This is a genomic window from Streptomyces sp. NBC_01506 (assembly GCF_045040295.1).
Lineage (GTDB): Bacteria > Actinomycetota > Actinomycetes > Streptomycetales > Streptomycetaceae > Streptomyces.
Map to the genome: position 1 here is coordinate 2,457,491 of NZ_CP109422.1, position 14,843 is coordinate 2,472,333.

Sequence of the window (14,843 nt, forward strand, 5' to 3'; positions counted from 1 at the left end):
GCGAGGTGCGGTGATGGCAGAATCCGGCCGCGGCGCTCACCCTGATGACCTGGCGTGGGGAAGCCGTGTCGGTTGTACGGGGCGAGGGCCGCGGCCGGAGGCTCACAGGCGCGCGGGGCGGACAAGGCTCCACAGGGACGCCGGGGTGCCACGAGGCGTTCCAGCGGCCGCTCAGACAGCTTCCGCGGCCTCCGGAAGCTCCTCGGTGAGTTGCTCGGTGAGCTGGTTGATCTCGGAGACGTCCCCGAAGTCCCTGGTGGCCGTGGTCACCGTCTTGCGCAGCCGCGTGTTGACACGCTCGGAGCGCACCTTCTTGGCGATGGCCACCGCCTCCTTGATCAGCGGAGTGGACCGCTCGGGCTCCCTCTTCAGGAGATGGACGGTGGCCATCCCGACCAGGTTCAGCGCGTACGAACGCTGGTGCTCCTCGTCCTTCTCGAAAAGCTCGACGGCGCGCTCCATGACGGGCTCGGCGAGCGAGGCGTACGTCGGGCTGCGCCCGGCCACGTAGGCAAGGTCTCGGTAGGAGTGCGCGTTCTCACCGTTGAGCTCCGCCTCGGAGAAGAACCGGATCCAGTCGGGCTCGGGCTCGCCGTCGTCCCCCGCGTCGGCGAAGGTGTTCTCCGCCATCCGTACCGCGCGCTTGCACTTGCCGGGCTGGCCCATGTTGGCGTACGCCCGCGCCTCCATCGCGTACAGCATCGACTGCGTACGGGCCGTGGCGCAGTCCCTGCTGCCGTACTGGGCGAGGTGGATGAGCTCCAAGGCGTCGTCGGGGCGGCCGACATGGATCATCTGGCGGCTCATGGACGAGAGGATGTACGACCCGAGGGCCTTGTCCCCCGCCTCCTTGGCGGCGTGCAGGGCCAGGACGAAGTACTTCTGGGCGTTGGGCTGGAGGCCCACGTCGTAGCTCATCCAGCCGGCCAGCTCGGACAGTTCGGCCGCGCACCTGAACAGCCGCCGCGCGGTGACATCGGACTGCGACTCCTGGAGCAGGTCCGTCACCTCGTGGAGCTGGCCCACGACCGCCTTGCGGCGCAGACCGCCGCCGCACTGCGCGTCCCACTGACGGAACATCACCGTGGTGGACTCGAGGAGGTCCAGCTCCGGCGTGGAGATCCGGGAGGGGCGACGTGGCGTGCCCGCGCCGTCCTGGTCGGCCGGCGAGGTGGGCACCAGCCAGCGCTGCATCGGTTCGACGAGGGCGGGTCCGGCGGCGATCGCGAGCGACGTCCCAAGGAAGCCACGTCGGGCCAGCATCAGGTCGCTGCGGGAGAACTCGCTGATCAGGGAGACGGTTTGGGGGCCTGCCCAGGGCAGGTCGACGCCGGAGACCGACGGTGACTGGTGCGCGGAGCGCAGTCCGAGATTCTCGACCGCGACGACGGTGCCGAAACGCTCCGAGAACAGCTCGGAGAGAATGCGCGGGATGGGCTCTCGCGGCTGTTCGCCGTCGAGCCAGCGGCGTACCCGCGACGTGTCCGTGCTGATGTGGTGGGCGCCCATCTGGCGGGCTCTGCGGTTCACTTGGCGCGCGAGTTCACCCTTGGACCAGCCGCTGCGCCGGAACCACGAACTCAACTGTTCGTTCGGGCGCTTGCCGGTAGCCGTACCGTCTGCGCCGCTGCCGCCCACTGGAACGCCCCCATTCGCTGAAGCCATGTCGCGCGAACTTCTACCAGAATGCCGTCACTTACGGTCGTCTGTCCGGAGATCGCGCTTCTTCGAACAGAAAACCGAGTTGCCCGCGGCATAACCACGAACGTGTGACTTCCCACCGTTCGCGTACTCAAAGTAATCCTACGATCACCCCTCCGGCGAGGGGCATTACGGAAACGCCACCATTCGCCACCCCTTCGAATGAACTCGCCTGCGGCCAGGCGCGATTCACTTGACGGGCAACGATCAGAAACGGGTGGAGCGTCGCACGCGGGGGCGCGCGTGCTCGAACGCACCACCCCGGGTGTCATCTCGCGCCGCCGGAAAGCGTGGGAAGCACGCGAAGAGGACATGAAGCCGACGGAGGGTCACAGGAAAACTCCGCATCGTAACTACCGACGAGTTCGACCCGTTGGAGGGAACATGGGCTTCACGATCGGCGGAATCCGGGAGATGCGGTCCGGTTCGCGGCGCCGCGGCCGCAGCACCGAATGCACGACGGTGGCCGAGTACACCGGGCTCTGGGGCTGGGACGTCGTCCCCGGTGCACGGGCCGCGGCGGGCCGCTGCTCCTGCGGCGCCGCCGGGTGCCGCGCACCGGGCGCCCATCCGCTGGACGCCGCGCTGGAGGTCCCCGCGGGCGCCACGCTGGACGATGCCGCCAAGGCGTGGTCGCAGACCCCGGGAGCGGCCGTACTGCTGCCCGTGGGGCGCACTTTCGACATCATCGACGTCGCCGAACCGGCGGGCTGCCGCGCCGTGGTCAGACTGGAGCGGATGGGGCTGCCGCTGGGCCCCGTCGCCGCCACGCCGACGGGGCGGGCGTACTTCTTCGTCGCGCCGGGCGCCGCCGCCGAACTGCCCAGCCTGCTCTACCGGATGGGCTGGGACGACGCGGGTCTCGATCTGCGCTGTCTGGGCGCGGGCGACCATGTCACGGCCCCGCCGTCCGACCTCGGCGGCCTCGGGCCCGTCCGCTGGCTCCGGCCGCCGGCCCTGGACACGGCGGCGGACCCGCCGCAGGCGCGACTGCTGCTCGGCACGCTGGCCTACGTCTGCCACCGCTCGCCCGTCTGCGACTGAGCCCCGGCCGCCCGACCGCGGCGACGTCGCAGGCCGCGCCACCTCACCTCCGTACGAAGGGCCCCACCGCGTGCGCACCCCGCGGAAGGGCCCTTTCCTCGTACGTCGCCCGCGTACGGCGCCTCGCGCGGCGTCCCTTCGGCGCATGGCTACGGCGCCTCCGTACGGTGCCTGTCAGCCGTCGATCAGTGCGTCGACGAACGCCTCCGGCTCGAACGGCGCCAGGTCGTCCGCGCCCTCGCCGAGCCCGATCAGCTTGACCGGCACGCCCAGCTCTCGCTGGACCGCGATGACGATGCCGCCCTTGGCGGTGCCGTCCAGCTTGGTCAGCACGATGCCGGTGATGTCCACGACCTCCGCGAACACCCGCGCCTGCACAAGGCCGTTCTGCCCCGTCGTCGCGTCCAGGACCAGCAGCACCTCGTCCAGCGGACCGTGCTTCTCCACCACGCGCTTGACCTTGCCGAGCTCGTCCATCAGCCCGGTCTTGGTGTGCAGCCGCCCCGCCGTGTCGATGAGGACGACGTCGGCCCCCTCGGCGATGCCCTCCTTGACCGCGTCGAACGCGACCGACGCCGGGTCGCCGCCCTCGGGGCCGCGCACCGTGCGTGCGCCCACCCGCTCGCCCCACGTCTGGAGCTGATCGGCGGCGGCGGCGCGGAACGTGTCGGCGGCGCCGAGCACGACCGATCTGCCGTCGGCCACCAGCACCCGCGCCAGCTTGCCGGTCGTCGTGGTCTTGCCGGTGCCGTTGACGCCGACGACCATCACGACGCCCGGCGTGTCCAGACCGCTCTCGGTCTTCACCGCGCGGTCGAAGTCCGTACGCAGCAGCGCGATCAGCTCCTCGCGCAGCAGCGCCCGCAGCTCGTCGGGAGTACGCGTACCGAGCACCCTGACCCGCTCACGCAGCCGCCCCACCAACTCCTGGGTGGGCGCGACACCGACGTCGGCGGTGAGCAGGGTGTCCTCGATCTCTTCCCATGTCTCCTCGTCCAGGTGCTCGCGCGACAGCAGCGTGAGCAGCCCCTTGCCGAGGGTGTTCTGCGAGCGGGCGAGGCGGGCCCGCAGCCTGACCAGACGGCCGGCCGACGGTTCCGGGATCTCGATCGCCACGGGCGGGGCGCCGACGACCGGGGCCTCGGCGGCGGGCGCCGTCGCCGCCGTGTCGGGGAGGCCCACCTCCTCGATGGTGCGGCGGGGTTCCTCCCGCGGCGGCCCCGCCTCGTCCCCCACGTGCGGCTCGGGCGGGGTCGTGATGGTCGGCGTGCTCGACGGCGCCGAGGGCGGCGGCTGCTTCTTCCTACGGCTGCTGACCAGGAGCCCGCTGATTGCGCCGACAGCGACCACGGCGATGACTACGGCAAGAATGACGATGTCCACCACGTCATCTTCGCAGGCGGTGCCCCGCTTCGGCCGATGGGGAGATTCCGGGCCCCGGCGAGGCGGGGGATCCCGGCCCCGGGGGCCGGCTCGGGGGCGCGTCAGCCCATCTCCTCCAACGCCTTGCCCTTCGTCTCGGGAACCCACTTCAGGATGAAGAAGATCGAGAGCAGCGCGAAGGCCGAGTAGATCACGTACGCCCCCGACAGATCCCAGTCCGACAAGGTCGGGAAGGTGACGGTGACGACCCAGTTGGCGATCCACTGCGCCGACGCGGCGACGCCCAGCGCCGCGGCCCGGATCCTGCCGGGGAACATCTCGCCGAGCAGCACCCACACGACGACGCCCCACGACAGCGCGAAGAAGAGCACGAAGGAGTGGGCGGCGACGAGCGCGACCGTGCCCTGGGTGTTCGGGATGGAGATGTGGGAGCCGCTGCCGCTCTTGTACGAGAAGGCCCAGGCGGCCAGGGCCAGCGACACCGTCATACCGGCGGAGCCGATCAGCAGCAGTGGCCGGCGGCCGATCCGGTCGACGAAGACCATCGCGATGACGGTGCCGATGATGTTGATGATCGACGTGGTGAACGAATAGAAGAACGAGCTGGTGGGGTCGATACCGACGGACTGCCACAGCGACGCGCTGTAGTAGAAGATCACGTTGATACCGACGAGCTGCTGAAGCGCGGAGAGGCCGATACCGATCCAGACGACCGGCAGGAAGCCCACCCTGCCGAGCAGGTCCTTGAATGTCGGCTTGTGCTCCTTACGGAGGTTGAGCTCGATCTCCCGCACCCTCGCGTCCAGGTCGGCGTTCTTGTCCTCTACCTCGGCGAGCACCCCCCGGGCGGCGTCGTTCCTGCCGACGGAGATCAGGAAGCGGGGCGACTCCGGGATCGCGAAGGAGAGCAACCCGTAGAGGATCGCCGGGACGACCATGACGCCGAGCATCCACTGCCATGCCTCCAGGCCGCCGATCTTGCCGCGCTGGTCGCCGTCGGCGATGTTCAGGATGCCGTAGTTCACCAACTGCGAGATGGCGATGCCGAGGACGATCGCCGCCTGCTGGAACGAGGTGAGCCGGCCCCGGTACGCGGGCGGCGAGACCTCCGCGATGTACGCGGGGCCGATGACGGAGGCCATACCGATGGCGAACCCGCCGATGACCCGCCACATGGCGAGATCCCACAGCGCGAACGGCAGCGCCGAGCCGACGGCGCTGATGGTGAACAGCACGGACGAGATCCGCATGCAGTGGATACGGCCGATCCGGTCGGCGATCCGGCCCGCCGTCGCGGCGCCGATGGCGCAGCCGATCAGCGCGGCGGCGATCACCTGGGCCAGCGCCCCGGAGCCGATGTCGAAACGCCCCCTGATGGCCTCGACGGCGCCGTTGATGACGGAGCTGTCGTAGCCGAAGAGGAAGCCACCCATGGCGGCTGCCGCGGTGATGAAGATGATGTGGCCCAGATGCTCCGGATGCTCCGGATGGGCCTGTGGGCCGCCGGGCCGCGGCGACTGCGCTGCATGTGTCACATGGGCTCCTGTGCGCGCCCGGAAGCGGCGCCGGGCATGGGTGGAAGGCCCTTCCAGTGGGGCACAGCCCCGCGCGGCCCACCACCTGATGGCGGGCGTTCGGCGCAGTGGCCGGCACTCGTCCGGACGCGCCCTCAGTGGAGGCGCTGGCTGATCACCTTGGAGACGCCGTCGCCCTGCATGGAGACGCCGTACAGCGCGTCGGCGACCTCCATCGTTCGCTTCTGGTGCGTGATGACGATCAACTGGGAGCTCTCCTGGAGTTCCTGCATGATCCGGATCAGCCGCTGGAGGTTGGTGTCGTCCAGTGCCGCCTCGACCTCGTCCATCACGTAGAACGGGCTCGGCCTCGCCTTGAAGATCGACACCAGCAGCGCCACGGCGGTCAGCGACCGTTCGCCGCCCGACAGCAACGACAGCCGCTTGACCTTCTTGCCGGGCGGCCGGGCCTCGACGTCCACACCACTGGTGAGCATGTTGTCGGGATCCGTAAGGATGAGGCGTCCCTCGCCCCCGGGGAAGAGCCGTGAGAACACGCCCTCGAACTGAAGGGCCGTGTCGCGGTACGCCTCGGTGAAGACCTGCTCGACCCGCTCGTCGACCTCCTTGACGACCTGGAGCAGATCGGTGCGGGTCTTCTTGAGATCTTCGAGCTGCTCGGAGAGGAACTTGTGCCGCTCCTCCAGAGCCGCGAACTCCTCCAGGGCGAGCGGATTCACCTTCCCGAGTTGCTGATACGCCCGTTCGGCCGACCGGAGCCGCTTCTCCTGCTCGCCCCGTACGTACGCGCGGGGCTGATTGCGCGGGTCCTCGGGATCCTCCGGCAGTTCCTCGCCCTCGGCGGGCAGTGACGGCGGTACGAGCTGGTCCGGGCCGTACTCGGCGATCAGACCGGCCGGCTCGACGCCCAGCTCCTCCAGGGCCTTCGCCTCCAACTGTTCGATCCTCATCCGCTTCTCGGCGCCCAGGACCTCGCCCCGGTGCACCGAGTCGGTGAGCTTGTCGAGTTCGTTCTTGAGGTCGCGCCCCTGGTTCCGCTCCGCGACGAGTTCCTGTTCGCGTCCGGCCTTCGCCGCCTCGGCCGCCGTGCGCTCCTCGTCGGCGCGTACGACGGACACCTCCACGTGCGCCAGGAGTTGCCTGGCACCGGAGGCGACGGCCCCGGCGACGGCGGCCTCGTGGCGCAGTCGGGCGCGCCGCTGCTCCGCGCGGGCCCGTGCCTCGCGCTCCGCGCGGGCGCCCCGGTCGAGGGAGTCCGCGCGGCCCGCCAGGGCCTTGACGCGCTCCTCGTGGGTACGGACCTGGAGCCGCGCCTCCATCTCGGTCTGCCGGGCGTTGGCCCCGTCGGCGGCGAGCCGGTCCCGCGCGGATGTGTCCGGCTCCTCCTCGGCGGGCGCCTCCTCGGCGACGAGCAGGCGCTCCGCCAGCTCCTCCGCCTCCTCGGTGGCCCGGTCCAGCGCGTCCTGGGCCTTGGCGGCGGCGGCCGAGGTCCGCTCGGCCTCGCCTGCGGCGCCCCTCGCCTGGCCGGCGAGCCGCCCCAACTGGCCGGACACGGCGGACTTCTCGCGGTCGGCCGCGCGCCGCCGCTCCCCCAACTCCTCGACAAGCGCGGCGCGTTCGGTACGGCGGGCGGTCGCCCGGCGCTGCGCCTCGGCCAGTTCGTCGCACCGTACGGCGAGTTCGGCCAGCTCGGCGGCGGCCTCGTCGACCGACGCCTGTACTTCGAGCAGGCTGGGTGCCCCGGCGGAGCCGCCGTGCGCGAAGTGCGCGCCGAGGAGGTCGCCCTCCGCCGTCACGGCGGTCAGGCCGGGGCGGGCGGCCACCAGCTCCTCGGCGTCCTCCAGGGTGCCGACGACGACCATGTCCTGGACGAGGCGTCGTACGGCGCCCATGAGCGCGTCGGGGCCCCGCACGAGGTCGACGACGCGCGGGACGGCCAGATCCGTGGCGGTGACGGCGGCGTGCACCGGGCGGGCGGGCGCGGCACCGTGCACGCCGCCGCCGTCCGCGACGGCGGGGACGGCGCGCGCTCCGTCCCCCTGACCGGGCACGGCACCGGGGTTGGTGGGCACGCCGCCCTCCCTCGCCCCGTCGCCGCCGTGCGCCCCGGCGCCGCCCTGTCCGGGCACGCCCGGCGTCGTACCGGAGCCGATCCCCTCGGTCGGGGCCCCGTCGCCGGGGCCGCCCGGCGGCGCCTGCCCCGGTACAGCGGGGCTCCGCGCGGGCGGTTCACCGCCGAGCAGCAGGGAGGCCCGGCCCGCGTCCTCCTTACGGAGAAGGCGGATCGCCTCCGCCGCCGTCGTCGCGTCGGTCACCGCGATCGCGTCGGCCGCGGCGCCGAGCGCCGCCGCCACCGGGACCTCGAAGCCCGGTGTGACGGTGAGCAGTTCGGCGGCGGGGCCCAACAGTCCGGAAAGCCGGTCCCGCGCGCCCAGGAGCGCACCGGTGCCGTCCTTGCGGCGCAGCCCCAGGGCGAGTGCGTCGTGACGGGCGGAGACGGCGGCGCGTTCGCGCTCAGCGGCCGTGGCCGCCTCTCGCGCCGCCGTCAGCGCGCCCTCCGCCTCGCCAAGCGCCCGCTTGGCCTCGTCGTGCCGCTCGCCGAGTTCGTGGTCGTCGGCGTCCAGAGCGTCGACCTCGGCCTTGAGCTGTTCGTACTCCTCCTGGGCTGCGACGGCCCGCTGCCGCGCCCCGTCGCGGGCCTCGGCGAGCCGGCCGATCTCGGCCTGCGCCGAAGCGGCGCGGCCCCGCGCGGCGTTCACCTGCCCGTTCAGCCGGGCCAGCCCCTCGCGCCGGTCGGCGATCGCGCGCGCCACGTCCTTCAGACGGCGCTCCTCCGCCGCGAGGTCACGCTCGAGGTCGGAACGGTGCGCGACGGTGTCCTCCAGCGCGCGCTCCGCCGCTTCGAGCGCGGCCTCCAGCTCAGCCTCCTGCTCGCGGATACGGGCGGCCTCACGCTCCATGTCCTCAGGCTCCCGCCCGCGCCGTTCGTCCTCAGGCGTGGCGGTGGCACTCTTCACCCGGGCGTCGGCCAGCGAGATGGTGCCCCGTACCCGCTCGGCCAGTTGGGAGAGTTCGTACCAGGTCTGCTGCGCGCGCTGGAGTCGCGGCGCCAGCCGGCGTACCTCGTCCTCCAGCTCCGCCTCGCGCGCCAGCGCGTTCCTCAGCCGGAGCTCCGCTTCCTCCTTGCGCTGCTTGAGCGCCGCCTCGTCGGCCACCTCCGTACGGAGGGCGTCGCGCAGCTTCACGAGATCGTCGGCGAGCAGCCGCAGCCGCGCGTCGCGCAGGTCTGCCTGAATGACGGCGGCGCGCCGCGCCACTGCGGCCTGTCGCCCCAACGGCTTGAGCTGTCGCCGCAGTTCGTCGGTGAGGTCCTGTACGCGTGCGAGGTTGGCCTGCATCGCGTCCAGCTTCCGCAGCGCCTTCTCCTTGCGCTTGCGGTGCTTCAGAACGCCGGCGGCCTCTTCGATGAATGCCCTGCGCCCCATCGGATCGGCGTGCAGGACGGAATCGAGTTGTCCCTGGCCGACGATGACATGCATCTCGCGGCCGATACCGGAGTCGGAAAGCAGTTCCTGGATGTCGAGCAGCCGGCAGGTGTCTCCGTTGAGCTGGTATTCACTGCCGCCGTTGCGGAACATGATCCGCGTAATGGTGACCTCGGCGTAGTCGATGGGCAGCGCACCGTCGGAATTGTCGATGGTGAGGGAGACTTCGGCGCGCCCGAGCGGCGGCCGGCCGGTCGTCCCGGCGAAGATCACGTCTTCCATCTTGCCGCCGCGCAGCGACTTGGCTCCCTGCTCTCCCATGACCCAGGAAAGGGCGTCCACGACATTGGACTTGCCCGAGCCGTTCGGACCGACGACGCACGTGATGCCGGGTTCGAACCGCAGCGTCGTGGCGGAGGCGAAGGATTTGAACCCGCGCAGGGTCATGGCCTTGAGGTGCACGCCGCCGGACTCTACCTTCCCCACTTCGTCCGACGGCGGTTTCACCGCTGAATGAGGAGGGCACATCAGACGTGAGAAGAACCGGACGCACGGTGGGGGGAAAGACAGAAGGGACGCCTAAGCGTCCCTTGCATGTTCTCGCGAGAGTGTTTCTCACCTGACCCCGGCGGGGGCTGCTGTCAGGTGAGCGCTGGCTCCGCCTGGGGTACATCGAGGTCGATGCCGTCGAACGGCGAATCGCCATGGTGCTGTGCGGCGGCAGCGCTCAACGCGTCATTCTCGGACTGGATCCGTACAAGCTCGGATTCGAGGTCCTGGACGCGCTGCTGAAGCCGTCGCATCTCGGCGAGGAGTCGCGGGTCAGAACCGCCGACGTAACCGAGAAGCGCCTTTGCCATGATGGATGGGCCTCCACACTGAGTGACCGACCGAAGCGGTGTGGGTCGTGAGGGATTTCCGCACCCGCACTGCCTGGCAGAGGTTCTTCCGCACTGTGATTCTTACTGCCAAACAGCCAAGGTGCGCGGGGCTTCCAGAGTCTCACCAAAAAGTTTGACGGTCAACACGATCACAGCCCGTCATCGCCGGACGGCCCAGGGGCGGTGCGTCCGCGTGCGGTGCGGCGCCGCCTCTCCTGCGGCCCCGGAGGGCGTGGAGATCATCGTTAACGCGGCAGCTTGGCATGAGATCCCGTTCTTTGGCAACCGTCTGCGGATTCCTGCCCTACGCACCTGCCGGGGGCATACGGGCAGGCCGGGCCCCACATGGGTCGGACGCGTCCCGGCATACCGCGCCCCGTTCAAGATCAACCAGGAATGACCGGGATCGTACGGACCTCTTCGGGACAACCGCGCCGGCGACGGCGATCACCGAATGGCGAAGGTGTCGTATCCACCGCGTGGTGTGCCCCAGATCTCAGTGACTCCGTCAACACGGCCGGGCGTGTCGTCGGAACGGAGCCACTGAAGCAAACGGTGGCAATTCTCACGTGATCCCTCGGCGACGATCTGCACCCTGCCGTCGTCCAGATTCAGGGCGAAGCCCGTCAGACCCCCGATCTCCAGAGCATTTGCCCTGGTGAACCAGCGGAAGCCAACTCCCTGTACGCGACCGCGTACCCAAGCGGTGATCCGTACATCTTCGTTCATACGTGCAAGCTAATGGGCCAATACCTCGGTGGGCACTTCGCCCCCACCCCGCTTGGCGTACAGTCCCGTCGAAATGAGCCTCACCCGAATGGGCGAGTCGCATTGACGTCATGAGCGGTGCGAGAGCAATCACGCGCACCTGGGCACATCGAGGAAGGCGCAGCAGATGGGACGCCATAGTCGCTCGGCCGGCGCACCCGCCGCTGAGGACCACGCGGACGGTGCGGCAGGTCGGCACCGCGGCCAGGGCCGGGGCCGAGGCCGGAAGAGGGGAATCGGTGGCCCCGTGCGCACCGGACTGCTCGGTGCCTCCGCCGCGATGGCCATGGGAGCCGTGGCCGTGGCATCCGGGCTGCTGCCCGGCGGACAGCAGTACACCGTCGGCGGCGGGAATCTCCCGAACGAGCAGGTCCGCACCGCGGGCGCGCCCGAGCTCCAGCAGCAGGGCGGCTCGACCGCCGAGCCGACCGACGGGGCCACGGCGTCGCCGAGCGGCGGCGCCGACCGACCGAGCGCGCCGTCGAAGTCCGCGTCGTCGACGCCGGACGAGCCGTCCGCGTCCACGAGCCCGTCGAAGCCCGCGAAGACGCCCGAGAGCGATCCCACGCCGAGCCGGAGCGAGGGGACGAGCACCAAGCCGTCCAGCAGCGCGCCCGCGCCCGAGAAGACCACCGATCGCACCCCGCCGCCGCGGGCGCCGCGTCCCTCCGTCTCCGCCCCGGCGACCGCCGAGGCGGAAGTCCTCGCGCTGGTCAACGAGGAGCGGGCCAAGGCCGGCTGTCAGCCGCTGCGCGCCGACAAGGCCCTGAACACTCTCGCCGAGGCGTTCAGCAAGGACATGGCGGCCCGCGACTTCTTCGACCACACCGACCCGGACGGCGACACCCCCTGGGACCGCGCCGAGCAGGCGGGCATCAGCAACCTGGGCGGCGAGAACATCGCCCGTGGCCAGGCCGACGCCCAGGCGGTGATGGCCTCCTGGATGGCCAGCGACGGCCACCGCGAGAACATTCTGAACTGCGACTACAAGACCATCGGCATCGGCGCCCACTTCGCCGACGGCGGCCCGTGGTGGACGCAGGACTTCGGCTTCTAGGCGGATCGCGGGTGCGGACGCACGGGTAGTACGGGGCCGGGCGGGGACGGGGCGGCGTTACGCGGCGGCGCGGGGCGGGCGTTGGCAGCGGGGGCAGAAGTAGCTCGACCGGTTCATCCAGGGGCGGCGGCGTACGGGGGTGCCGCAGCGGCGGCACGGTTCGCCCTCGCGGCCGTACGCGTCCAACGACCGGTCGAAGTAGCCCGATTCGCCGTTCACGTTGACGTAGAGGCTGTCGAAGCTGGTGCCGCCGACCGCCAGCGCGGCGTTCATCACGTCCCGTACGTGGCCGAGCAGTGCGACCGAGCGGGGGCGGGGCAGCGAGGCTGTCGGCCGCTCGTAGTGGAGCTTGGCGCGCCACAGCGCCTCGTCCGCGTAAATGTTGCCGACGCCGCTGATCAGGGACTGGTCGAGCAGCGCGCGCTTGATCGTCGTACGGCGCAGACGCAGCGCCGTGTGGAAGGCCGCGTCGTCGAAGGCCGGGTCCAGCGGGTCGCGCGCGATGTGGGCGATGACGTCCGGCAGCCCGTCGGGGGTGTTCTCGTGCAGCGAGAGCCCGCCGAAGGTGCGCTGGTCGACGAAGCGAAGCTCGGTGCCGAGGTCGTCGTCGAAGCGGATACGGATCCGCAGGTGCTTCTCGTCCGGGGTGGACTCCGGCTGTACGAGAAGCTGACCGCTCATGCCGAGGTGTCCGAGGATCGAGGCGTCCGTGTCGGCGAGCGGCAGCCAGAGGTACTTGCCGCGGCGTCGGGCGACGCCGATGCGGTGCCCCTTGAGGCGGGCGGCGAAGTCCTCGCCGCCGGCGACGTGGCGCCGTACGGCGCGCGGATGCAGCACCTGGGTCTCGGCCACGGTCCGTCCCGCGACCCAGCGTTCGAGTCCTCGCCGTACGACTTCGACCTCGGGCAGCTCGGGCACGGTGCTCCTTCAGGGTGCGGCGGGACCAGGGGCTTCCGAGGCCAACTGGGCGAACACGGGGCGGGAGTTGGGGACGGAGGTCGGGGACGGTGTTGGGAACGGCGCGGGAATGACCGGCGGCGCGGGCAACGCACCGGTACGAGCTGCGCCCCTCGTGCCGTATCGACACAAGGGGCGCACCGGGAAGGGAACAGACCGGACCAGGTCAGGACTTGGCCGGGCCGGCGGATTCCGAAGCCGCCACCGAAGAGGTGTCGGCGGCCTCTTCAACGTCGGCCTCGACCTTGGCCTCGACCTTGGCCTCGACCTCGGCTTCGGCCTTGGTCTCGACCTCGACGGCCGCTTTCGCCGCCGCCGCCCGTTCGTCCGCGTCCGCACGGATGGACCGCCACGCGGTCTCCGCCGCCTGCTGTTCCGCTTCCTTCTTGCTGCGGCCGGTGCCGGTGCCGTACGAGACACCACCGACGCGGGCGGCAGCGGTGAAGGTCTTCTCGTGATCCGGGCCGGTCTCCGTGACGAGATACTCGGGTACGCCGAGACTCTCCGCCGCGGTCAGTTCCTGCAGACTGGTCTTCCAGTCCAGACCGGCACCGAGGTTGGAGGACTTCTCGATGAGCGGGTCGAAGAGCCGGTGTACCAGCTCGGACGCCGCGTCGAGGCCCTGATCGAGATAGACCGCGCCGATCACCGCTTCCAGGGTGTCGGCGAGGATGGACGCCTTGTCCCGGCCTCCCGTGCCCTCTTCACCACGGCCGAGCCGGATGAAGGAGCCGAGTTCGAGGCCCCGCCCCACTTGCGCCAGCGCACGCGAATTGACCACCGCGGCCCGCAACTTGGCCAGTTGGCCTTCGGGCAGGTCGGGGTGGATGCGATACAGCGTGTCGGTGACCACCAGTCCGAGCACCGAATCCCCGAGGAATTCCAGCCGTTCGTTGGTGGGCAGACCGCCGTTCTCGTACGCGAACGAGCGATGGGTCAGCGCACGCACCAGAAGGGCGGACTCAAGCTGATAGCCGAGCCGCCCTTCCAGAAGCGTGTGGGACGAGGCTGTGCTGACGTTGTCTGCCTTCTTGGCACTGGACAGTTCAGACATCGAGCCTCTCACCAGCCGCTCAGACCTCGAGGACCTGGCGCTTGTTGTAGGTGCCGCAGCTCGGGCACGCGATGTGCTGGAGCTTCGGCTCCTGGCAACGCTCACACGAAACCAGGGTGGGGACCGCAGCCTTCCACTGCGACCGGCGGTGGCGCGTGTTGCTGCGCGACATCTTCCGCTTCGGAACAGCCACGGCTACTTCTCCTGCTTCTCGTCGGCGCCTGCGTCGGCGCCGCCCATGTTGTCCTTCTCGCCGTCCTTGATGGTTTCGGCGAGTCCTTGCAGTGACGCCCACCGGATGTCGACGGCGTCGTGGTGATGGTCCGGGTTCTCGTCCAGCCTGATTCCGCATTCGGAACACAGACCGGCGCAGGTCTCCCGGCACACCGGCTGCATCGGCAGTGCGAGCACCACCGCATCGCGCAGCACGGGCTCGAGGTCGAACAGTCCGTCCTCGATGTAGAGCCTGTCCTCGTCGTCCTCGGCGTCGTCGGCCGGTTCCGCCTGCTTGCTGCGGCCCCGGTCGTCGGCGTCAGGGTACGAGAACATCTCCTGGAAGTCCGCTGCCACGTCCTGGCGCACCGGCTCCAGACACCTTACGCACTCCCCCTCGGCGGTCGCACGGGCGGTGCCGGTGACGAGCGCACCCTCCATGACCGATTCGAGGCGGATCCTGAGCTCCACCGGCGCACCTTCCGGCACTCCGATGACTCCGTCGATGCCGAAGTCCTTGGGCGCCGCGGCGGAGCGGGTCAGCCGCTTGAGCGCACCGGGACGCCGACCCAGCTCGTGTGTGTCGAACACGAGGGGGTTGCGGTGGTCGAGGCGGGCGTTCAGGGCTGTTCCTGCTTTCGGATCGTGGAGTGGGCCGCCGAGTCGCGTACGAGGCGGGCGGCCGGATCGCGGACATCACGCGACCGAAGAACCAGGATACTTGACCGGCCGCCTACGGCCCAATCCGGTCGTACGGGGCACCTC

Annotated in this window: 12 protein-coding genes; 2 read left to right on the forward strand and 10 right to left on the reverse strand. The window is 70.5% G+C overall.

Annotated features, from left to right (window positions below):
* Nucleotides 1-171: 171 nt before the first annotated feature.
* Nucleotides 172-1,638 (reverse strand): hypothetical protein, encoded by a 1,467-nt coding sequence (locus OG329_RS10325; protein ID WP_405794300.1) that lies wholly within the window; start codon nt 1,636-1,638, stop codon nt 172-174.
* A gap of 447 nt (nt 1,639-2,085) precedes the next feature.
* Here OG329_RS10325 and OG329_RS10330 point away from each other — a divergent pair, with 447 nt between their 5' ends.
* Nucleotides 2,086-2,745, forward strand: coding sequence for a bifunctional DNA primase/polymerase (locus OG329_RS10330; RefSeq protein ID WP_405794301.1), 660 nt, complete (start codon nt 2,086-2,088; stop codon nt 2,743-2,745).
* Nucleotides 2,746-2,919: 174 nt separating this feature from the next.
* On the opposite strand, the gene ftsY is transcribed toward OG329_RS10330, so the two are convergent.
* The 5 genes from ftsY to OG329_RS10355 all read right to left on the reverse strand — a co-directional run bounded on the left by ftsY (nt 2,920) and on the right by OG329_RS10355 (nt 10,758).
* On the reverse strand, nt 2,920-4,128 hold the full coding sequence (gene ftsY, locus OG329_RS10335) for a signal recognition particle-docking protein FtsY (RefSeq protein WP_405794302.1): 1,209 nt from the start codon (nt 4,126-4,128) through the stop codon (nt 2,920-2,922).
* 101 nt (nt 4,129-4,229) lie between these two features.
* Complete coding sequence (locus OG329_RS10340; protein ID WP_405794318.1) at nt 4,230-5,663, reverse strand: sugar porter family MFS transporter; 1,434 nt, start codon at nt 5,661-5,663, stop codon at nt 4,230-4,232.
* A gap of 134 nt (nt 5,664-5,797) precedes the next feature.
* On the reverse strand, nt 5,798-9,610 hold the full coding sequence (locus OG329_RS10345; protein WP_405794322.1) for an AAA family ATPase: 3,813 nt from the start codon (nt 9,608-9,610) through the stop codon (nt 5,798-5,800).
* Nucleotides 9,611-9,789: 179 nt separating this feature from the next.
* Nucleotides 9,790-10,008, reverse strand: a complete 219-nt coding sequence (locus OG329_RS10350; RefSeq protein ID WP_023538382.1) for a hypothetical protein — start codon at nt 10,006-10,008, stop codon at nt 9,790-9,792.
* Between the two features lie 468 nt (nt 10,009-10,476).
* Nucleotides 10,477-10,758 (reverse strand): acylphosphatase, encoded by a 282-nt coding sequence (locus OG329_RS10355; RefSeq protein WP_405794324.1) that lies wholly within the window; start codon nt 10,756-10,758, stop codon nt 10,477-10,479.
* A gap of 166 nt (nt 10,759-10,924) precedes the next feature.
* On the opposite strand from OG329_RS10355, the gene OG329_RS10360 reads away from it, so the two are divergent.
* The gene (locus OG329_RS10360; RefSeq protein ID WP_405794325.1) at nt 10,925-11,854 is read left to right on the forward strand and encodes a CAP domain-containing protein; all 930 of its coding nucleotides are present in this window, start codon (nt 10,925-10,927) and stop codon (nt 11,852-11,854) included.
* A 57-nt stretch (nt 11,855-11,911) separates the two neighbouring features.
* On the opposite strand, the gene mutM is transcribed toward OG329_RS10360, so the two are convergent.
* The 4 genes from mutM to OG329_RS10380 form a co-directional block, all read right to left on the reverse strand.
* Entirely contained in the window at nt 11,912-12,772 is an 861-nt protein-coding gene (gene mutM / locus OG329_RS10365) for a bifunctional DNA-formamidopyrimidine glycosylase/DNA-(apurinic or apyrimidinic site) lyase (protein ID WP_405794326.1), read from the reverse strand.
* 205 nt (nt 12,773-12,977) lie between these two features.
* A complete protein-coding gene (gene rnc / locus OG329_RS10370) occupies nt 12,978-13,865 on the reverse strand; it encodes a ribonuclease III (protein WP_405794328.1) in 888 nt (295 codons plus the stop codon).
* A gap of 19 nt (nt 13,866-13,884) precedes the next feature.
* Complete coding sequence (rpmF, locus tag OG329_RS10375; RefSeq protein WP_003965982.1) at nt 13,885-14,058, reverse strand: 50S ribosomal protein L32; 174 nt, start codon at nt 14,056-14,058, stop codon at nt 13,885-13,887.
* 2 nt (nt 14,059-14,060) lie between these two features.
* Entirely contained in the window at nt 14,061-14,669 is a 609-nt protein-coding gene (locus OG329_RS10380; protein ID WP_405794330.1) for a YceD family protein, read from the reverse strand.
* Between the last annotated feature and the right edge of the window lie 174 nt (nt 14,670-14,843).